The 19,874-nt window shown below is 60.4% G+C and carries 23 protein-coding genes; 10 read left to right on the top strand and 13 right to left on the bottom strand.

What is annotated here, in order from left to right; all coding sequences use genetic code 11:
- Positions 1 to 148: 148 nt before the first annotated feature.
- A complete protein-coding gene (locus J4G14_09270; protein MCE2457989.1) occupies positions 149 to 2,266 on the bottom strand; it encodes a molybdopterin oxidoreductase family protein in 2,118 nt (705 codons plus the stop codon).
- A gap of 249 nt (positions 2,267 to 2,515) precedes the next feature.
- Between J4G14_09270 and J4G14_09275 the strand changes: the two genes are divergently transcribed.
- Together J4G14_09275 and J4G14_09280 are read left to right on the top strand one after the other, a co-directional pair.
- Entirely contained in the window at positions 2,516 to 2,710 is a 195-nt protein-coding gene (locus J4G14_09275; GenBank protein MCE2457990.1) for a hypothetical protein, read from the top strand.
- Positions 2,711 to 2,713: 3 nt separating this feature from the next.
- On the top strand, positions 2,714 to 3,073 hold the full coding sequence (locus tag J4G14_09280) for a hypothetical protein (GenBank protein ID MCE2457991.1): 360 nt from the start codon (positions 2,714 to 2,716) through the stop codon (positions 3,071 to 3,073).
- A 9-nt stretch (positions 3,074 to 3,082) separates the two neighbouring features.
- On the opposite strand, the gene J4G14_09285 is transcribed toward J4G14_09280, so the two are convergent.
- From J4G14_09285 to J4G14_09305, 5 genes are all read right to left on the bottom strand, one after another.
- Positions 3,083 to 4,090: a 6-bladed beta-propeller gene (locus J4G14_09285; GenBank protein MCE2457992.1), complete on the bottom strand. Its 1,008-nt coding sequence runs from the start codon at positions 4,088 to 4,090 to the stop codon at positions 3,083 to 3,085.
- A 218-nt stretch (positions 4,091 to 4,308) separates the two neighbouring features.
- Entirely contained in the window at positions 4,309 to 5,706 is a 1,398-nt protein-coding gene (locus J4G14_09290) for a DUF1800 domain-containing protein (protein MCE2457993.1), read from the bottom strand.
- 412 nt (positions 5,707 to 6,118) lie between these two features.
- Complete coding sequence (locus tag J4G14_09295; protein ID MCE2457994.1) at positions 6,119 to 6,421, bottom strand: hypothetical protein; 303 nt, start codon at positions 6,419 to 6,421, stop codon at positions 6,119 to 6,121.
- 9 nt (positions 6,422 to 6,430) lie between these two features.
- Complete coding sequence (locus tag J4G14_09300; GenBank protein ID MCE2457995.1) at positions 6,431 to 6,700, bottom strand: OsmC family protein; 270 nt, start codon at positions 6,698 to 6,700, stop codon at positions 6,431 to 6,433.
- A gap of 30 nt (positions 6,701 to 6,730) precedes the next feature.
- The gene (locus J4G14_09305) at positions 6,731 to 6,946 is read right to left on the bottom strand and encodes a hypothetical protein (protein MCE2457996.1); all 216 of its coding nucleotides are present in this window, start codon (positions 6,944 to 6,946) and stop codon (positions 6,731 to 6,733) included.
- 12 nt (positions 6,947 to 6,958) lie between these two features.
- On the opposite strand from J4G14_09305, the gene J4G14_09310 reads away from it, so the two are divergent.
- The 3 genes from J4G14_09310 to J4G14_09320 all read left to right on the top strand — a co-directional run bounded on the left by J4G14_09310 (position 6,959) and on the right by J4G14_09320 (position 8,888).
- Positions 6,959 to 7,210, top strand: a complete 252-nt coding sequence (locus J4G14_09310) for a hypothetical protein (protein MCE2457997.1) — start codon at positions 6,959 to 6,961, stop codon at positions 7,208 to 7,210.
- 104 nt (positions 7,211 to 7,314) lie between these two features.
- A complete protein-coding gene (locus J4G14_09315; protein ID MCE2457998.1) occupies positions 7,315 to 8,196 on the top strand; it encodes a 6-bladed beta-propeller in 882 nt (293 codons plus the stop codon).
- A 32-nt stretch (positions 8,197 to 8,228) separates the two neighbouring features.
- Complete coding sequence (locus J4G14_09320; protein ID MCE2457999.1) at positions 8,229 to 8,888, top strand: hypothetical protein; 660 nt, start codon at positions 8,229 to 8,231, stop codon at positions 8,886 to 8,888.
- Between the two features lie 20 nt (positions 8,889 to 8,908).
- On the opposite strand, the gene J4G14_09325 is transcribed toward J4G14_09320, so the two are convergent.
- The 3 genes from J4G14_09325 to J4G14_09335 form a co-directional block, all read right to left on the bottom strand.
- Positions 8,909 to 9,082, bottom strand: coding sequence for a hypothetical protein (locus tag J4G14_09325; protein MCE2458000.1), 174 nt, complete (start codon positions 9,080 to 9,082; stop codon positions 8,909 to 8,911).
- Positions 9,083 to 9,384: 302 nt separating this feature from the next.
- Positions 9,385 to 9,915: a hypothetical protein gene (locus J4G14_09330; GenBank protein ID MCE2458001.1), complete on the bottom strand. Its 531-nt coding sequence runs from the start codon at positions 9,913 to 9,915 to the stop codon at positions 9,385 to 9,387.
- Between the two features lie 51 nt (positions 9,916 to 9,966).
- Positions 9,967 to 11,187, bottom strand: a complete 1,221-nt coding sequence (locus tag J4G14_09335) for an ImmA/IrrE family metallo-endopeptidase (GenBank protein MCE2458002.1) — start codon at positions 11,185 to 11,187, stop codon at positions 9,967 to 9,969.
- Positions 11,188 to 11,410: 223 nt separating this feature from the next.
- On the opposite strand from J4G14_09335, the gene xylB reads away from it, so the two are divergent.
- Positions 11,411 to 12,907, top strand: a complete 1,497-nt coding sequence (gene xylB / locus J4G14_09340) for a xylulokinase (protein ID MCE2458003.1) — start codon at positions 11,411 to 11,413, stop codon at positions 12,905 to 12,907.
- Between the two features lie 54 nt (positions 12,908 to 12,961).
- Here the strand turns inward: xylB and J4G14_09345 are convergent, their stop codons facing one another.
- The 3 genes from J4G14_09345 to J4G14_09355 all read right to left on the bottom strand — a co-directional run bounded on the left by J4G14_09345 (position 12,962) and on the right by J4G14_09355 (position 15,326).
- Complete coding sequence (locus J4G14_09345) at positions 12,962 to 13,612, bottom strand: DUF402 domain-containing protein (GenBank protein ID MCE2458004.1); 651 nt, start codon at positions 13,610 to 13,612, stop codon at positions 12,962 to 12,964.
- Between the two features lie 122 nt (positions 13,613 to 13,734).
- On the bottom strand, positions 13,735 to 14,475 hold the full coding sequence (locus J4G14_09350) for a class I SAM-dependent methyltransferase (GenBank protein ID MCE2458005.1): 741 nt from the start codon (positions 14,473 to 14,475) through the stop codon (positions 13,735 to 13,737).
- 56 nt (positions 14,476 to 14,531) lie between these two features.
- Positions 14,532 to 15,326 carry a PhzF family phenazine biosynthesis protein gene (locus J4G14_09355; protein ID MCE2458006.1) on the bottom strand — a complete coding sequence of 265 codons (795 nt, stop codon included), beginning with the start codon at positions 15,324 to 15,326 and terminating at the stop codon, positions 14,532 to 14,534.
- 82 nt (positions 15,327 to 15,408) lie between these two features.
- Here J4G14_09355 and J4G14_09360 point away from each other — a divergent pair, with 82 nt between their 5' ends.
- Positions 15,409 to 15,855 carry a VOC family protein gene (locus J4G14_09360; GenBank protein ID MCE2458007.1) on the top strand — a complete coding sequence of 149 codons (447 nt, stop codon included), beginning with the start codon at positions 15,409 to 15,411 and terminating at the stop codon, positions 15,853 to 15,855.
- Between the two features lie 22 nt (positions 15,856 to 15,877).
- On the opposite strand, the gene J4G14_09365 is transcribed toward J4G14_09360, so the two are convergent.
- Entirely contained in the window at positions 15,878 to 16,510 is a 633-nt protein-coding gene (locus J4G14_09365) for an SRPBCC domain-containing protein (protein ID MCE2458008.1), read from the bottom strand.
- Positions 16,511 to 16,683: 173 nt separating this feature from the next.
- Between J4G14_09365 and J4G14_09370 the strand changes: the two genes are divergently transcribed.
- From J4G14_09370 to J4G14_09380, 3 genes are all read left to right on the top strand, one after another.
- Entirely contained in the window at positions 16,684 to 17,634 is a 951-nt protein-coding gene (locus J4G14_09370; GenBank protein ID MCE2458009.1) for an amino acid ABC transporter substrate-binding protein, read from the top strand.
- Positions 17,635 to 18,174: 540 nt separating this feature from the next.
- A complete protein-coding gene (locus J4G14_09375; GenBank protein ID MCE2458010.1) occupies positions 18,175 to 18,438 on the top strand; it encodes a hypothetical protein in 264 nt (87 codons plus the stop codon).
- A 101-nt stretch (positions 18,439 to 18,539) separates the two neighbouring features.
- Positions 18,540 to 19,415, top strand: coding sequence for a CehA/McbA family metallohydrolase (locus J4G14_09380; GenBank protein ID MCE2458011.1), 876 nt, complete (start codon positions 18,540 to 18,542; stop codon positions 19,413 to 19,415).
- Positions 19,416 to 19,874: the final 459 nt, after the last annotated feature.

Below are 19,874 nucleotides of genomic sequence, written 5' to 3' on the forward strand. Positions count from 1 at the left end.
CCCCATCCCCTGGATTCCGGCCTTCGCCGGAATGACGGTTTGCGAATACCTACCCCTGTCAGCTCCCTCAGGGAGAGGGTTAGAGCCTGCCCCGGACTTGATCCGGGGGTGAGGGTGAAAAACACGAACACCCACCCCTGTTAATTCGCTAAGTTGGATCATGATTACGTTCAGGCGTATCGACCCTCACAGCACACACCTTGAACTCCGGCATGCGGCTTATCGGGTCGAGCGCGTGATTGGTAAGCCTGTTGGCGGCCTTCCGACCGCCCCAGTGAAATGGCACGAACACTGTGTCGTGCCGAATGCCCGGGCTTAGCCGCACCCTGAAGTCGGCGGACCCGCGCCGGGTGGTTAGAGTTATATTTGCGCCCTCAGCAAGACCGTACGACCGTGCAGTTGAAGGGTGTATCTCCGCGAGAGGGCTGGGGGCGATGCGCCTCAGCTCTCCTATCCTGCGTGTCTGCGTACCCGACTGGTACTGTGCCATCACCCGTCCCGTAGTCAGGAAGAGCGGGTACTTGGCATCCGGCATCTCGGCGGACGGACTGTATCCGGTGGAGTGGAACCGTGCGCGACCGTCGGGAGTCGGGAAGCCGTCGACGAACATCCTCGGCGTGCCGGGATGCGCCTCGTCCGGGCAGGGCCAGAACACGCCTCCGGATTTCTCGATCTTCTCGTAGCTGATTCCCGAGTAGTCCGCCGGACCTCCGGCGCTGGCGCGTCGCAGCTCGTCGAATATCTCCTCGGGACTCTCAAAGTCGAAGTACCTGCCGCGTCCGAGACGATTCGCGAGGTCGGACAGAATCTCGATCTCGTCCCTCGCACCGGGAATGGGATCGAAAGCCCTGCGGCGCAGGATGACGCGCCCCTCCAGGTTGGTCATCGTTCCCTCTTCCTCGGCCCACTGCGCCGTGGGAAGCACCACGTCGGCGAGTTCCGCCGTCTCCGACATGAAGAAGTCACCGACTACCAGGAAGTCCAGGGAGCGAAGTTTCGCCTCCACGTTCAGGACGTTCGGCGCTGACACGACCACGTTGGAGCCGAATACCATGAGCGAGCGAACGGCCCCCTCATGGCCAAGCGAGTCGAGCAGTTCATACGCTGATGGCCCGGGCATCGGCAGTTCCGACTCGGGCACTCCCCACACGTCGGAGACGTGACGGCGAGCCTCGGGATCGGCGAGTAGCCTGTATCCGGGCAGCTGGTCGGACTTCTGTCCATGCTCCCGTCCGCCCTGGCCGTTTCCCTGTCCCGTGAGACAGCCGTATCCGCTGTTCGGCCTGCCGACCAGCCCCAGCCCGAGCGCGATGTTGATGTACGAAAGTGTGTTGTTGACTCCCTGCGCCTGCTGCTCGGCTCCCCTCGCGGTGAGTATCATCGCCGAGGAACGGGACTCGCCCAGCATCCGCGCTGCGCAGACTATCTGCATCTCCGGTACGCCGGTGATGCGCTCGACCCTGTCAGGCCAGTACGATCCCGCACTCGCCTTCGCAAGCTCGAAGTCCGTAGTGTGCTCTCTTATGTAGTCTTCGTCGATCAGCCCTTCGACGATCATGACGTGGAGCAGCCCGTTGGCCAGTGCTGCGTCGGTGCCGGGGGTGAGCTGAAGGTGAAGGTCGGCCTTCTGCGCCGTGGGAGTCAGACGGGGGTCAGCAACTATCAGTCTGCCGCCTGCCGCGCGCTGCCTCTCAAAGTATTGCATTATGGGGGGCATCGTCTCGGCTGCGTTGCTGCCGACGAGCAGGATGGTCTTCGCCCCAGCGATGTCTTCCACTGGGAAGGGAAGTCCCCTGTCGATTCCAAAGGCCCTGATCGAAGCCGCGGCTGCCGAGGACATGCAGAACCGCCCGTTGTAGTCGATGTTGGGTGTCCTGAGGGCGACCCGTGCGAACTTGCCCATCAGGTATGCCTTCTCGTTGGTGAGAGAACCGCCGCCGAACATCCCGACCGACTCGGGGCCGTACTTCGACTGCGATTCCCTGATGGCCGCCTCGATGTGGTCCATCGCAGCTTCCCAGCTCGCCGACCTCAGTTGACCGTCCGAGGTGCGAATCAGGGGGGTGCGCAGCCGTTCGGGGTGGGAGAGCGTCTCCGCCGCAGTCCAGCCCTTTACACACAGAGCGCCCTTGTTGACGGGGAAGGCCTCATTGCCCGTGACGACGGCCTGCTCGAGACTGCCAGAGATGTTCATCCCGCACTGGAAAGCGCAGTATGGGCAGTGGGTGGCCGTGGTCTTCTTTGGTGCTTCGGTCTCTGTGGTCATACTCTGATGCAGGAATAATGCTTCACGTATCAGGGTATGTGAAAAGTTTTACAAAGTTATTTCGCAGAGGTAAAAAGTCTATTACCGACTCGTGAACAAAGTGTTACACAAAGCTGGCCAGCCGCCACTATTCGAAATGCTCTCACTCGATGCGAGCGGTACAATGTAGGTAGAGCTTGAATCGCATCCCACACATGTCTGTATCACCTGACCCACCTGACCAGAGAGTAGAGCAGGGAGGACCCCACCATGTCATGGATACGTGAAGCCGAAGAACGACTGCACCCGGCCAATGTCATCAACGTCATGTCCGTCAACCCCAGTGCGATGAAGGCCGTTAGCAACCTGAACGGCGCCATAACTTTCGGATCGTCTTCGCTCAGTCGAACGCAGGAAGAGGCGATAGCTGCCGTGGTGTCCGTCCAGAACGAGTGCCGATATTGAACGATGTCTCACGGGGCGTTGCTCCGTAACGTCTCGGACGATCCCGAACTGGCGAGTCACGTAATGCACGACTACAGGAACGCCGACCTGGACCCCGTGACCAGGGCCATGCTGGACTTCGCTACCAAGCTCACACGCGAGCCGGCCGCCATGGAAGAGTCCGATGTCATAGCGCTCAGAGATCACGGCCTGACCGACGAGCAGATTCTGTCCGTCGTGCTGATCACATGCACGTTCAACTTCATGACCCGCCTCGCCGATGGCCTCGGAGTCGAGGTCCCCGCCGAACACCAGTCCGAAGTAGAGACCTGGCTCACAAGCCCAGCCAAAGACCAACCCTGGCTCATGAAGGCCAAGGGGTGACTTAGACCCTCAAATATTGAACTGCGGGTCGTCGTAGTCGTGGAGCTTGTTGTAGATCTGGATGCGCCAGCGCTGGGTGTCGGCCACCATCAGCCTGGAGTTGCGACTGTCGAACTCGACCGCTGAGGGCAGTGCGAAGCGCCACTCCGGCTCCAGCGTGTATACGCGGCGTCGCGCCTTGTACACGTCCGGGTTGGAGCGGACATACTCCAGCTGCCACTTCGACAGCTCCTGCGCATCGCCGATGAACGTCGTGACGTATTCGCGGTCGGCGGTGAATGCCTGCACCCTGTGGTTGGCCCAGTCGCACACGTAGATGTCACCGTCCGGGTCGATGGCGACGTCCGACGGGTGATCGAACTCGTAGTCGCCAGAGCCCTTACTGCCCAGCTCGAACATGAACACGGCGTCCGCGTCGAACTTCTGGATGCGGTGGTTCAGGTGGTCGGCGACGTAGATGCAGCCGTCTGCGTCGGTCGTGATGCCCCAGGGAGCCCTGAACTGGCCGGGATCAGACCCTTCGCTGCCCCACTCGGACAGGTAGCGGCCATCGCGACTGAGCTTCTGGACACGGTGGTTCATGGTGTCCACGACCAGCAGGTTGTCGTCTTGGTCGATCGTGATGCCCGACGGCCTGCTGAACTGGACCTCGCCGTCGCCCGACGAACCGAACGAGCGGAGGAACTCGCCGCCTTCCGAGAACACTGATATCCGATCGGTCATGGCATCTGTGACGTAGATGTTGTAGTCCGAGTCGAGCGCGATGCCCGAGGTCCACATCAGCTGCCCGGGTCCTTGTCCAGACTCCCCGATGCGCTGGACCATCTCTTCCTCGCCTGGGTAGAGCCCGACCGTGTACTTCGTTATCCCGCGACCGCCGCCAAGTGCGGACACGACCGCGTACATCTCATTGTCCCGGCCGAACGCCACCGCGAGCGGACCCATAACCTGGTCGCGACCACCCACCACGTGGCTGAAGTCGTAGACTCGTTCTCCAACTATCTTCGTTAGCATCATTGGTCTGATTCCTGGTCCTTGATCTGAATAACCCTCTCTCGCTAAGGACTGGAAGGGGTGTGCAGATCCAGCTATTGCGATTGAAACTCACTCAACTGACCCCCTCTCCCTGGGGGCTGGGAGGGGTAGGTAAACTGGCAATTCGTTCGTCCTGAGCTTGTCGAAGGACATCCCCACCCCCTGGGTCCCAACCTCCGCCGGAACGACGGTCGTATTTCCTAAGCGAACTGGTACTCCCTCGTGGCAACTATCAACTGAAGCAGCTCAGCCACCCGCCGGGCCGAATCCGCCTCGTTGGCGTCGTCCCATGTGAAGTCACCGTTGGTCGAGGCGTGCTCTATCAGCTCCTCGCGGGTCTCGTCCTTCACCACCATGGGACCGAGCAGGTCCAGGCACGTATCGACAGCCGACTCCGGCGACGCGCCCGAGGTCTTCACCCGATCAATGATCGCGCTGACTCCGGGGCGGTCTAACTCTCTGACCATGTCGGCGACGAAGTTGGCGCGCTTCATCAGAGAGCCGCTGTTGATCCACTCGACGCCCGAGTGCCAGCCCTCCACGCTCGGAGGGTTGAGCAGCTCCTGCCCCATGTACGTGATGTGGTTGGAGTAGTCGAATGTCTCGGGACCGGCTAGCTCCGCGCCGCCGACCATCCTCAGCGTGCCGATGACAACCTCGGTCGGGTTCTTGACCTTGGTGAACTGGGCTTCCTTGAAGAAGTCGGAGTTGAACAGCACCCGCAGCGTATGCTCGATGTCGAAGTCCGACTCGGTCAGCGCATTTGCGAGCACCTCGATGGCTGCAGGATCGCGTGGCGGGGTATGCTCCCACGCGGGCACCTGGACTTCGTCGGCGACGAAGAAGCTGTACATGTGCCGGGCGATGAACCTCGCCGTAGCGGGATGCGCCAGCACGATGTCTATGATGTCCTCGCCGTTGAAGTTGCCGGTGTGTCCCAGGAAGTTCTTCTCGCCGTCGTCGTGGTCGTCGGGGCGGTACTCGAAGTACCAGTCCCAGCGTCCCATGTGGAACCGCGGCAGCTTGGGCGTCATCGTCCAGCCCGTGAAGGCGCGAGAGCACTCGTACACGTCCTCTTCGGTGTAGTTGCCGACTCCCATGGTGAAGAGCTCTAGAAGCTCACGGCCCCAGTTCTCGTTGATCGCCGTGGCGTGGTTCTCGTGGTTGTCCAGCCAGAACAGCATCGCGGGATTCCTGGAGACCTTCAGGAGCAGGTCCCGGTACTTGCCGAGTCCCTTCTCGCGGAAGATGTCGATCATGTCGGTGATCTCGTCGTAGTGGTCGACCTTCGATACTCCCGTCGCGAAGATCTGGTGCCAGAAGAGACACATCTTCTCCTGGAGTGGAGTCTCGGTGTTGATCATGCGCCACACCCAGCCGGTCTGGCCGATACCCCCGAGGGTGCCTGGCTTCCACTGGAAGTGGTAGTAGCGTAGGAACTGGTAGATGTCCACCGGCTCGTGAGCCTCGGGATGAAGCAGGTCCTCTACGGTCGCCTCGTAGCCAGCGGCGACTAGACGCTCGAGTTCGTCCCGCGTGGCCCCGAACCCTGCTCTCCGCATGAGGTGTGCCATCTGTGACAATTCGTTGCTGGACATAAGCATGTCTCCTGGTGCGTGATGGTCAGAAATGCCCGCGCGACTGGCAACTGCCCACAGTCACGACGGCCATCAATCGGATTATACCCCGTGACCGCACATTTCCGCACCACGACCGCCTGTACCAGGTCCATACCCGGGAGCGCGGGCGTCCCGCCCGCATCCATCAGCCCCCTCTCCCTTGATGGGCTTACAGGGTAGGTAAACCGACAACTCGTTCGTCCTGAGCTTGTCGAAGGACACCCCCGGCCCCTGGATTCCCGCTTCCGCGGGAATGACGGTTTGTGACACATACCCCTATAAGCCCTTGATGGGATAGGTTCAGGGTGAGGGTGAATCCTAGCCCGCACTCAACTGCCCCCTCTCCCTTGATGGGAGAGGGCTGGGGTGAGGGTGAAAACCCCGCCTGAATCTACCCAGCCACCCGCAGCCTCTGCCGCCTGGCCCCAGCCACCCTCGCAATGTCCCCCTTGACCTCCATGTCGAGCTTCACACAGGTCGTGTACCAGGAAACAGAGCCGAGGTCCGACAGCTGCTCAGGACTGAGCCGCCCCTCGACAAGTCCAGGCAGGTCCCTGAACTCCACGCCCTCAGAGCTGCCGCCGACGATGTCCAGGATGACACCTCTAAGCAGGTCGTACTTCCACTTGTGGATTCGTGTCGGCTTCTTACCCGGAGTGGGCGTCTCGCAGACGACCCTCTCTTCAGCAGCCATCCCTGAACCTCACTCCAGGTAGCTTGTCGCCTCTTTGCCGTTGAGCTTGAGCGTGCTCTTTATGGGCACGGCGGTCTCCACAAGCCTCTCGGCAAAGCAACCCTGCTTCGCGAGGCGAATGACGTAGGCTACCTCTTCCTCGGGAGCGTCCGAGACAACTTCGAACTCGGAGTGGACCTCGGTAACCCCGCTGGTGACCGTTCCAGCCAGCACAGAGCCGGACAGGTAGTAGTCCATTTCAACGTGGACGCGGGCCTTGGTGATCGGGAGTTTTCTCATTGTAGCGTACCGCTTCAACTGGGTTAGCAGTCAAAACCCGATGCCGGAGGTTATGTACGTCAGCGGTGGGGGATAGGCGTCCTCTCCACCCATCCGTTCCGGCTCGTCGCAGTAGATCACGAACTGCTCGCGAGTCCCCTTGTGGAGCATCTTCTCGACGTGCTCGCAGTCGACGGCTATTGTGCGTGGCGTCACCCGCTGCGGGAGTTCGTCACCATGTACTTCGTGTGGAATATCGGTAGTCATGTCGGGTCTCCATTGCTGCGCACCGATGTGCTTGCGGGGATGACCCTATCCTACTTCACTCAGGCTCTCCGAGTGAACGTGTCTCGACCCTTCCACCCGGACAGTGACAATATCCACGTTGTGGTACTTCTGGTGCCGGACACGGTCGGGGTAATGATGCGCCGCAGCACAGAGAGCTTTGCGGTGAGCGCCAACTGGAATACTGCAGAGACGATGATCGTAACGTACGCGGCCACCGCCACCAGCATCCCCATGACCGCCTGAAAGCCGAGTCCTGCCGCGCCGAATAGCCTAGTCCCCAATCCAGTGCTACACTCTACGGCGTTCGACACTCTCCGCCTGATTCACCTGACCCTGGGGGATGACTCATGACTTCCGTTGGCACAGATACCCTCACGTTTGAACTCGCCCAGGACTTCCCCAAGCTTCCCGACGGTGAGGCTTTCGATGTAGTCAGCACTGTCGCTACCGACTCGCGGGACAGGCTCTACGTCTTTCAGAGGACGGATCCCCCCGTGGTCGTCTTCGACAAAGAAGGCAACTATCTGAACGCATGGGGACACGGCGCCTTCAACTCTCCGCACGGCATGAGCATCAGCGACGACGTTGTCTATCTGACCGACCGCGACGACTCCGTCGCCGTGTCATACACCCTGGAGGGCAGGCCACTGTTGGTGATCGGAGAACGCGGCGTTCACTCCGACACAGGATGCGAGGGACCCGGCGACATGGTCCCCCGGGCCGCCGGGCCGTTCAACTATCCCACCGAGATGGTGAAGGGTCCCTCCGGCAGCATCTACGTCTCCGACGGCTACCGAAACAGCAGGATTCACAAGTTCACCGGAGATGGCGAGTTCATCAAGTCCTGGGGAACGCCGGGGAGCTCAGCGCCGGGCGAGTTCCACCTGCCGCACAGCCTGATGGTGGATGCAGACGAGAAGGTCTACGTCTGCGACCGCGCCAATCGCCGCATCCAGATATTCGACGGCGACGGCGAATTCATCACCATGTGGACCGGCATGGGTGGGCCGAATGACATATCGCAGGGCTCGGACGGTAACTTCTACATCTGCGAGCAGGCCGCCGACGACAATCCCTCACGCCTCACCATCCGGGACGGCGACGGCGAGGTGCTGGCCCGATGGGACCTTCTTCGCCACGCCCACGGCCTATGGGTCGACTCCCAGGGCGACATATATCTCGGACTGACGACAAGCCACAGCGTGGACAAGTACGTGCGCGTAAGCTAACACTTCCGTCTTAATTCTAGGAGGAATCGAACATGAGCAAGTTCTACGATGAAGCGCTGCTGCCCGACGAGCTCCGACGCAGCCACGACGTCTACGACCGGATACGTGAGATCGGCATTCCGCTCGGCAGCTTCGACGAGGACGTCGTGTCACTGCAGGGAGCGGGAATAGCGGGTGCTGTCGTCCACGAGAGCGGCCTTGTGTACCTGTCCGGCACGACCGGCGGATCCCTTCCGATGAACGACGACGGAGAGCGCATCCAGCACGGCATCCAGGGAGCGCAGGATGCGGCCGACGTGCTGATCCGCAGGCTTCATTGGACACTGAGCTGTGGCGGTGAAGGCGACCTCAACGACGTCCTGTACACCGTGAAGGCGCTGGGCATGGTGGTCTCTCCGGGTGGCGGAGCAAGCAGTGCCGCGCCCGCTGTCACGAACGGCTTCTCATTCAGGTGGCACTCGGTCTTTGGCGGACCGCAAAGTAGCTATGCCGAGAACGGCGTCGACGCAGGCGGATTTGCCGGAATCCACGCGAGGAGCGCGTTAGGAGGGTTCGACGGCAGATTCTCCATAGAGCCGGAGATAATCGTGGCGGTCCCCGCTGCACTGACGCGTGAGATCATCACGAACAGAGGCTGGGTATTTCCATTGCCGCCCGTGATGCTCGAAAAGGTGAGGGCCGCAAGGAGCTAGTTGGAGGCTGGGGACGAGGGCTAGATGCCTCCGAATCCTCCCCACTCCCAGGGATGGAAGCCGGTGCCGCCACAGAACGGGCAGACGCCAGCGGCGCCGGTGCCCCGGATCATGTACACGAACGCGAAGACGGCCATTCCAGCCGCAATCTTGCTGGCCGAAAACTTCTTCAGAAGCTCATACGCCTTCTTCATGCCATCCTCCTGAGGTAACTACCCCTACATTGAACAGTAGCCAAGGCACCCGCCACTGTCAAGGGGATCCGGAAGGTAGAAGGATACCCAATTATCCCCTCTCCCTCAGGGAGAGGGCTAGGGTGAGGGTGAAAACACTGCCCTCCAAACTGCCCCAATCTCTGGAACCGGGCGGTAAGTGATTGGAGCGCGGGCGTCTCGCCCGCAGGTCTTCGTTCACCCACCAAACTGCCCCAGTCTCAGAACAGACATGTCTTTCTATGGCGTCACGTAACGGTCACTGCTCTCCCTGTGAGATCAAACTATCTTATGATCGCTGACCACCACTCGAAGAGAGGATCCCTGCTCCTGGGAATATAGCTAGCTCCCGACCGCATTGCGATCATGGCGGTACGCAAGTCAGTGTCTGTAACGTGACCAACGTCGGCCCACAGTTTCAGAAGTTCCAGAGTGGAGACTAGCTGTACAGAAGGAATGCGTTCGCCAAACACCCGACGGGCTTTGCGATCGTCAGTCGCCACGGAGCATCCTCTATGGAAGGCGAGTGCACCGGTCACGGCCTCGCCGTCGTCAACCAAGGTAGCCAGTTCGACGAATGTGGCCCGTTCAACAGTGCGTTCAAGGTCGATGACGTGGATCAAACCGTCAGCTATCAGGGGAGATACGTCAACGGGTACTGGCTCATCGTGTCCACTTTCGGTGTTGGGTATCCATGTGTAGATCGCTTCGTGCTCGAGCACATACTGAACTACCTGGAGCCGTACGTCGATTGCGACGGTGATCTCTCGGAGACACCCGGTTGCATACAGGTTGAGGAGACAACTGGCGCCCAATACAAGACACCCAGTGGGGTTAGTCACGGTTGCCTGTTCACCTTGAGGTTACTATCCGAGGAGGCTGCCGGTGAGGTCGATGGACAGCGATTCAAGGTCTCCTTCATCACAAAGGTGCGGCGTGTGGGTCAACCTCTGTACTGTCCGCCTTGCAGATACCCGGTCAACCCTCAGAAGTCGAGATAACTCTCCCTCCGTGAGCTGGCCCTCTTCATAAGAACGGATAGCGAGGAATTGGTAACGTAGTGGGAGCAACTGGTCGCTGTCGTTGCGGCGTGACAGCCCCAACTGCTCCTGGGCCTCTCGCACCCTGAACCCTCTGTCCCTGAGCCTGTCCCATGTTCCTCCCGGAAGGAGGCGCAGCTCCTCCAGGCGCAGTGTAACCGCCTCGATCGATACGAAGTAGTAATCAGCGATACGGACTACATCCGCCATGGTCACCTCGCCCGCCGCGGCCCGAGACATCTCGTTGAATCTGCGTCTCAGACCCGCTGCCGGCATGAGGAAGCAACCAGCGAAAGCGTCAGCGAATCTTTCCTGTACCGGAACACGCCTGTACACACCCAGTATCGAAATCTCCGAGTGGAACCGGCTAGTCAGGAAGTGTCCATATTCGTGGGCCATCGACCATCTGCGACGTTCCTCCGGGTGCTGAGCATTTACGGCGATGCAGCCCCCGAGTTCCTGCGCGTATGAGAAGATTCCAGCGACTCGCGATGGCAGTTTCATGGAGAAGACGCGCATGGCGACGTCGTTCTCAAGCATCTCTCTGAGGTTCAGGACCGGTCCGTCTCCAAGGCCCAATCTGTTGCGTTCCGCCGACGCCACGTCTTCTGCCGAGTCTTCAGGCGAAGTGACATTGATCGAATACTCCGGGATGTAATTTTGGCGAAGAGTCGACCCGTTCAAGTTTTCGAGGTACAGATAGTCTTCACACAGTGTCTGGAACTCTCTGACAGCCTCAGACATATCCTCTTGGGCCTGACGCGACCCAGCTGCTCCTATTGCAGTGCGAAACTGAACGGCAAAGTCCGATATCGGTTCCCTGGAGCCGACGAGGTCACTCACCGTTCTACCGAAGAGACCGACCATATCTATTATCTCGTCAGGGCGGACCCGCCGTTCGCCCTTCTCCAGGGCCGTAACCGTCGTTCGCGCCAGGGAAAGAGCGTCCGCCACCTCCTGCTGAGTGAGCCCCCTCGCCTTCCGCGCTTCTTGGATTCGGCGACCTAGCAGTCTCGGATCAATGCCACCAACTTCATACTCTTGCATGGGATCCCCTAAGCCGCTCTCGAGAAGGGAATTGCGAACGATTCCCATTAATGTTCTGACATTGTTGGTCAGTAAGGATATTCTATCGCAATAATGTCAAGTTGGGCTACGCATGTCAGGTATTATGCTGAGTCAAGTGATCGGTCTCACATCCAGTACCATTACAGTCGGTTCTAGAAACAAAGGTGTCCACTCACGCATGAGGGATCAAGGTACAAACACCATGCCGCACCACTACCTCGGAATAGACATCGGCACCACCGCGGTCAAGGCGCTTGTCGTAGATGAACATGGGACCGTCGTCGGAGAGGCCGAGTCGCCCCTCGAGGTGTCGGTTCCGAGGCCGGGCTGGGCGGAGCAGGACCCGTCCGATTGGTGGCAGGGTACGGTCAACGCTGTCAGGGCCGCGTGCGACCAGGCTGGCGTGCGGGAAGTCAGCTCGATCGGGCTTTCAGGGCAGATGCACAGCTCGGTGCTTCTCGACGAATCAGACCATGTGCTGAGACCCGCGATACTCTGGAACGACGTCCGCACCACCGCACAGTGTCGCTCCATAACCGACACGGTTGGCACGGACGGTCTGCGCAGGCTGGTGGGCAATCCCGCTCTCGAGGGATTCACCGCGCCCAAACTGCTGTGGGTGCGCGACGAGGAGCCCGACACATTCGCCCAGACCCGCTCAGTCCTGCTGCCCAAGGACTATGTGCGCCTGCTCCTGACCGGCGAGAAGGCCACCGAGCCTTCCGACGCTGCCGGCACCCTGCTGTTCGACGTGCAACAGGGTCGCTGGTCGGATGAGATGATCACAGCGCTGCAGTTCGACCCTTCGATACTCCCGCCCGTGCATGGCTCTGCAAGCGTGACCGGCGAACTCACCGCGTCCGCCGCGGAGGCCCTCGGCCTGAGGCAGGGCACACCCGTAGTTGGGGGAGGCGCTGACAACGCCGCGGCCGCAGTTGGATCTGGCGTAGTAGGGCAGGGCGCATTGCAGACATCCATCGGCACCTCCGGCGCGGTGGTCGCTCCAATCGAGCAGCCCAGTGTCGATCCCGGAATGCGCATCCACTCGTTCAACCACGCCGACGACGACACCTGGTACCTCATGGGAGTCGTCCTGTCCGCAGGCGCGGCCTTCGACTGGTTCAGACGGACGCTGTCTGCTCTCGACGCTACGCCGCCCACGTACGACGAGCTTACCGCCGAGGCCAACAGCGTCCCACCGGGAGCAGACGGCCTGACGTTCCTGCCGTACCTGACCGGCGAACGCACGCCTCACGCCGACTCGAACGCGCGCGGAGCCTTTGTCGGCATGCACACAGGGCATCATCGAGGCCACCTCGTGCGCGCCGTGATGGAGGGAGTGGTCTTTGCTCTACGGGACTCGCTCGAACTGATGAGGAACCTTGGAGTCGACGCAACCGAGGCCGTGGCAGTCGGCGGCGGTGCGCGCAGCACCTTCTGGCGTCAGATGCAGGCCGACGCTCTCAGCGTACCCGTCGTCACCGTCGGCCCGTCAGGCGGCGCCCCATACGGAGCCGCGGTGCTTGCAGCAGTAGGCTCCGGCGCATTCCCGTCGGTCAGAGGTGCCTGCCAAGCGTGGGTCACACCCCTCGACCGCGCCGAGCCACGCCCAGAGACCGCCACCGCGTACGCGGATGCCTACGACCGCTACCAAAGCCTCTACCCACACCTCAAGCCCCACTTCGCCGAGCAGGCGTAGAGGTCAACACCCTAGCGATCTAGTAGTTCCTTACAGTCGAAGTTCAAGAGCTGTTTAACCTAGTCTGGCCCAGTCTTCGGGAAGTGTCGGAATTGGCCAGCGCTGGTCTGGTCGCCATTTCTCCCAGTCATCGCTGAAAGGCCGTCCCCTGCTCTCGATGGTGGTTATCATTCGATCGGCTTCGTTCCGAATCGACGATAACTGCTCATCTGTGAAGAATCCTCGCGCGATCAGTTCCTCGAATTCGTCCATGTCTTTCCACGACCAAGTCATTTCGGGACGTACAAGAATGTCGAGAGCATAGTCATGGACCTGTATTCCACGACGTAGCCGACGAATCGGGGCTTGAAAGTTCACGTACCAGTTCTTGAACCGCCACTCAGAGTCCCAGAACAGCCAGACTGAATGCCACGAATTCGGAGGAGTCAGCGTTAGGACATGGTTGTCCGGTGATGGCTGCTCCCTGAACTCCCCAAAACCCGAGTTCGGCATTTGCATGTAGATGTCGATACGTTCGGATACGTCGAGGGCGTAGCGATTCTCGATCACGCGAGTAACTGTAGGGGTCATCGGGTGAGAGTACAGTGCGATGTGAGTCGAGCTATCCTCGACGACCGTGACGGGCCGTGCCAGGACGATCCACTCACCCCACATCTCGTACTGGACTATCTGCGTGCCGGGTCTCCAGTACTTGGACTGGGTCACGTACGCTGCCTGATTCCACGACTGTGTCCGTCGCTCCCACTAGCTCGCGATGGGGCGGACGTGAAGAGCTTGTTATCCATCAAGTGTCCCGCTGATCGTTTAACACTTGGCGAGTTACCTCTTCACTTCCGAGCGACGGCGACTAGTCTACGAGCGTTCAGGCCATACTCGCTCCGGTCGAATCCACCATATAGAGCCACTTCATTGAACCCTGCTTCGTACAACCGGTCCTTCAACTCCTGGCCAGAGTAGATAGTTACCTCTAACTGGAATGTGGTAGCCGTGTCACCCTCTATGACGATCCACTCGTTCCTGATGCGAGACCAGTCGTCTACCACTTGCCGCTGTTCTACAAGTATCCGGCCGTCCGGCAACTTCTCAGATCCGGTAGGCGCAAAGACTCTTGCCAGGCACTCCTTTCCGGCCATTTCCATGACGAGTGAACCACCGTATCGGAGACTCTGATACACGTTGCGCAGCACCTGAACATCTTCCCGCCTGTCGTCGAAGTACCCAAACGACGTGAATAGGCTGATGGCCAGATCGAAGGTCTCAGGACGCTCGAAGCTCCGCATGTCCTCCTGTACCCATTCGATGCCGACTCCCTCCTTATGGGCCAGACCCTTTGCTTTTCGCAGCAGGAACGGCGAAAGGTCTAAGCCGGTAACACGGAACCCTCTCTTCGCGAGCGCGGTCGCGTGTCGACCCGGCCCGCAGGCCAGGTCCAGAACGTCACCACTCTGCAGGCCCGCGAGATCGAGAACGCTGCTTATCTCGTCGTCCGCGCCATCGAACTTTCCCTCCGAGAACAGGAACGGATACAGCTCTTCCCAGAACGTCTCGTCCTCGAACCACTCCCGCATTGCCGTCCTCCTGACTCTGAATCGTCCACGTACAAGTAAGGCTTATTCAGTACTCCTCACACCAGCGTGGCCCGCATCACCGTCACCGCCTGACCCGCGATGCGGACCCTGTCGCCGTCGACGCGGACGCGCAACTCCCCACCGCGTGCTGACACCTGGCGCGCGGCAAGCTCGGCCTTGCCGAGGCGTTCCATCCAGTACGGACCGAGCGCGCAGTGGGCCGAGCCGGTCACGGGGTCTTCGTCGACGCCCGTTGCAGGGGCGAAGAAGCGCGACACGAAGTCGCACTCGGGGCTGTCGGACCGGCTCGTTACCATGACGCCCCGGGTGTCCACTTGAGCAAGTGTGCCCATGTTTGGCGCGGCCGCGCGCACCTCTGCCTCAGTGGACAGTTCCACCAGGTAGTCGAAAATGCTCTTGCCGACGAACACTGCGGACTCATTGAACGCCTCGAGGAGCCCTGCCGGTGGCTCGCACTGACTCACAGGCGTCGCCGGGAAGTCCAGCTCCATCCAATCGCCGTCGCGCTTCGCCGATAGCAGGCCGCTCTTTGTGTGAAATCTGAGAGTCCCTTCGCGATTTGCCTCGCCTGTTTCCCACAGCACGTGCGCGCTGGCGAGGGTCGCATGGCCGCACAGGTACACTTCCACCAGCGGCGTGAACCAGCGCAGTTGGTAGCCGTCGTCGCTGCCCACGAGGAACGCCGTCTCCGACAGGTTCATCTCGCGTGCCACGTCCTGCATCCACTGCTCCGAAGCCGGCTCAGCCAGCACGCACACGGCGGCCGGATTGCCGGCGAACGGTGTCTTGGTAAAGGCGTCGACTTGATAGATGTCCTGGCTCAAATTCATGTCTCCTCGCGCTGTTGTTAAGTTTGGCGCCCCAACTTACCTATATGAACCCCCGCTGAGTGTCTACGATACCCCAGCTTACATGCACAGATTACCCTCTGGGGATGAGACCTTGAACCAATCTAACATCGTTCCCGGAATGCGCTACCGCGACGCCCACGCTGCCATCGACTGGCTCTGCGATGTCTTGGGATTCGAGCGACACCTCGTCGTCCCTGATGGCACAGGCGGAGTCGCCCACGCGCAGCTTACGCTCGGCAGCGGCATGATCATGCTCGGTTCCGAGCGTGAGAACGACGAAGGCGCAGTAGTCGCGCCCACACCGACCGGAGACCTCACCCAGAGCGCCTACATCGTCGTCGAGGACATCGAAGTCTCCTACCAGCGCGTTAAAGACGCCGGAGCCAACATCGTCATGGAACTGGAGGAGCAGTCATACGGCGGTAGCCTCTTCGCGGTCCGCGACCCAGAGGGCCAGCTCTGGAACGTCGGCTCCTACGACCCATGGGCGGAGCACGAGGGTGACTGATTAGTTGGGATCCTCAATCTCTCTAGGCTGTTTCACCCGTGTAGAACGCGGTCGTACTTCGCACCGCCGCGGTCGCAGCACCGGGGTCCGTTCCAGCCGCGACCGCCGCCTGCCCCCACGCTTGGCTGCTGCCTGTGATGAACGCCTTTCCATCCGGAGAAGTGACGAATTCCATCTCGTCAGGCTTTGGCTCGTTCGGATGCTCAAGATGGAGTGCCAGTCCGGCTAGAGCCAGTTCCCAGCCGACGCCGACCGCACCCGGCCCGTACTCGTCCCAGTGCGGCGACAGGTGTGCGGTGTGCGTCACCGAGAGCTGCGGCGACCCCGATTCTCCGTCTGAGAAACGCAACTCCACCCAGCTTACGTCCCCGGCGAACTCCCACGTCACCGAAATGCGCGACAGCGGTTCGCACTCGGTGATTACGCCGCCCGCATTGCCCTCCAGTTGGTAGCGACCGCCGAGTTCGAGCTCGCCGCTGATCGGCATTGCCCAGCGTGGAATACGATCGCCGTTCGTAACGGCGTCCCACAGGTCGTCGACGGTCGCGGTGAGGCTACGAGAAATAGTGACGGCGCTGGCGGGACGTCCGTCACGCTCGAGCAACGATACGGAACGCTCAGTGGCGCCAAGGTGACTTTCGAAATCGAAATTCATAGTTTCTCCTTGATTCTTTTGTGGCATCGCAAAAGCTGTGCGACTAATGGACAATGTCTACGGAGCAAGGGATTACAATGGTACGCGCATCACTGCTAGAGGATTGCGCGGCGCATAGTTAGCGGATACAGGGGTTTAGCATGAGTCAATTAATTAGAGGACGGAAAAATTCTATGCGTTCATACTTGGCCATTATATCCGTTGCACTGTTCACGGCGATCTTAGCAGTAGCCTGCACCCAGGCTGGCGATGATGCCGGAGAGTCGAGACTTGCGCTGGTAGAAGACCGGGGCAAGGTGGTCTGCGCGACCCTGGACGACACTCCCGGCTTCGGCTTCCTCGATGAGAACGGCAACCACCTGGGATTCGATATAGATCTCTGCCGCGCCGTTGCGGCTGCAACCCTGGGCGACGCAAACGCAGTCGAGCTTCGCACCATCGACGCCGCCGAGCGTGGCCCCGTCATGCAGGCCGGAGAGGTAGACTTGCTCGTCTTCGTGACCACGTGGACCAGCTCGCGCGATGCCGCGTGGGGCGACTTCGTGCCAACGATTTTCTACGATGGTCAGGGCTTCCTGGTGCCCACGCGCCTGGGAGTGCCGAGTGCGAGCGAACTGGGTGGAGCCTCCGTCTGCACGGTATCCGGCACGACCAGCGAGCTGAACATGGAGGACTTCTTCCGGCAGAACCAGATGGAGTACTCCCCAGTCATCTTCGAGAACTTCGATCTTGCTCTCGATGCCTACACGAACAGTAGCTGTGATGTCCTCACGACCGACCGCTCCACGCTCGCCGCTCTCAGGACCAGCCTCCCTGCACCTAGTGAGCATGTGATTCTGCCTGAGATCATCTCTGAGGAGCCGCTTACCCCTCTCGTTCCCCACGGCGACAGCCAGTGGTTCGACATCGTCAAAACCACGATGGCCATCCTGATCCAGGGCGAGGCGTTGGGGGTCAACTCCGGGAACGTCTCTGAGCTTGCTGCCGGCAACAACGTGAAGGTAAAGCGCTTGCTCGGCACCGAAGGCGCATGGGGCCAGTCAGACCTGGGCCTGGAGACCACCGTAGCCCAGACGTCATATCCCAGGTCGGCAACTACGGCGAGATCTACGAACGCCATCTAGGTTCGAACGGAATCGGACTGCCAAGAGAGGGCGGCAGAAACGCCCTCTGGTCCGGCGCCCCCTGCACCGACTGCCCCAAAGGAGGCCAGATCTACGCCCCACCTCTGAGGTAACCGGTTTAGCACCTTAGAAAGCTGCCCCGATACGCAGGATTGGAAACCAACGGCCCCCTCTCCCTCAGGGAGAGGGTTGGGGTGAGGGTGAGAACCCTGCCCACCAACCTGGCTCACTATCGCAAGATACCTCGACGCGCACACCACCCAAATGCCCAGGATAGGGTAAACTTCCCCACAGACCCACAAAGGAGAAGCACCATGACCGAAAAGCTGGTACAGGGCGACCGATTTCCCAAGATCGAACTGGACCTGATAGACGGCTCGACCATGTCGCTGCCCGGAGATATCCCCGGACGCTACCTCGCGCTGCTGTTCTACAGGGGCGAGTGGTGACCGTACTGCAGGCGGCAGTTGGCCACCTACCAGAAGAGCCTCGAAGAGCTTGACGAGATGGGATTGAGAGGACCGTGAAACCGCTGCGAAGATGGCCGAGGAAGTAGGCCTAACCTTCCCGATAGCCTACGGAGTCACCGAAGAGAGCGTGGCAGCCCTCGCCCCGTGGTGGACCGAGGACAAGGCCCACGGTCGCTACCTCCAGCCGATGGAGTTTCTCGTTGGTCGCGGAGTCGTCTTCGGCTCCATGTACGCCTCAGGCCCAATCGGCCGGATGGGAGTCAGGCAGGCGATGGCGTTCATCAAGCATCGGGAAAGCAGACAGCGACAGGCCTCTGCCGCTGGGGATTCCTGAACAGCAGCCAGCTTTGAGAGCGCTTAAGCGCCGATAGACACGCCCCCTCTGGCGTCCCTAACATGCTGGGACAATAATTACCCAGCAAGGGGGCGCTTCAATTGGAAGACCAGACCTGGTTCAGGGGCAACCTTCACACTCACACGACCGAGTCCGACGGGGACGCGGAGCCGGAAGTCGTAGCTGCTTGGTACAAGGACCACGGCTACGACTTTCTCGTGCTGTCGGAACACAATCACCTCTTCCTCCTCGATTACGGCAGCGGACGTGATAGCTCCTCATGCCCCCTGATGATTCCGGGGGAGGAGGTCACGATTCCGACAGACCATAGCGACGTCATCCCTGTTCACCTGGGCGCCATCGGAATTGACCGCCTCGTCGAACCGGTCTACGGCGATGACGTAGCCGCTACTCTCCAGCTGAACATAGACGCAATCCGCGATGCCGGTGGCATATCCTGCATCAACCACCCCAGCTGGAAGTGGGCGTTCGATCACGAGGCTATCCTGAAGACGCACGGCGCCAGCCTCATGGAAGTCTTCAACGCCGCCAACGACTGCAACAACTTCCCCATGCCCGTGCCCGGCTTCCTCTCTCCCACCGAGATCTGGGACAACGTCCTGAGCGCCGGAATGCCGATCTTCGGAGTCGCGTCCGACGACTCGCACCACTATCACGACTTCGCTCTCGACAAGGACAACCCCGGACGCGGCTGGGTGATGGTCGAGTCCGAAGCTCTGGAGACCGACGCCCTCGTCGAGGTGATGGCAGACGGCAGGTTCTACTCATCAACCGGCGTCTTCCTGGCCGAACTACAGTCGTCGGCTGACGAAGTCTCCCTGAAGGTCCGGCAGAGAAAAGACTCCCTCTTCCTGACAAGGTTCATAGGCAGAGACGGCACCGTCCACGATGAGCGGATGGGCAACGAAGTCGCCTACCCCCCACCGGCGACGAGGGCTACATCCGCGCCCACGTGACCTCCTCCAACGGCCACCAGGCTTGGACCCAGCCCGTATTTCTGACCTAGCAGACCTTCGTAAGACTCATTCAACCTGCCCCCTCTCCATTGGTGGGCTGAGAGGGGTAGGTAAACTGGCAATTCGTTCGTCCTGAGCTTGTCGAAGGACATCCCCATCCCCTGGATTCCGGCCGGTTTATGAATATCTACCCCCTCTCCCTCGATGGGAGAGGGTTGGAGCCTGCCCCGTACTTGATACGGGGGTGAGGGTGAAAAGCACGGACACCGCCCACTCAGTCTTGGGACACTGTCGCCCCTCTCCTCTAATGGGCTGACAGAGATAGGTAAACCGACAATTCGTTCATCCTGAGCTTGTCGAAGGACACGCCCACCCCCTGGATTCCGGGTTTCGCCAGAATGACGGTTTGTGAGTATCCACACGCCTACCCACCCCTTATCCCAAGATAAATCCCCCTAA

The sequence above is a fragment of the Dehalococcoidia bacterium genome, assembly GCA_021295915.1.
Lineage (GTDB): Bacteria > Chloroflexota > Dehalococcoidia > Lucifugimonadales > UBA1123 > VXRN01.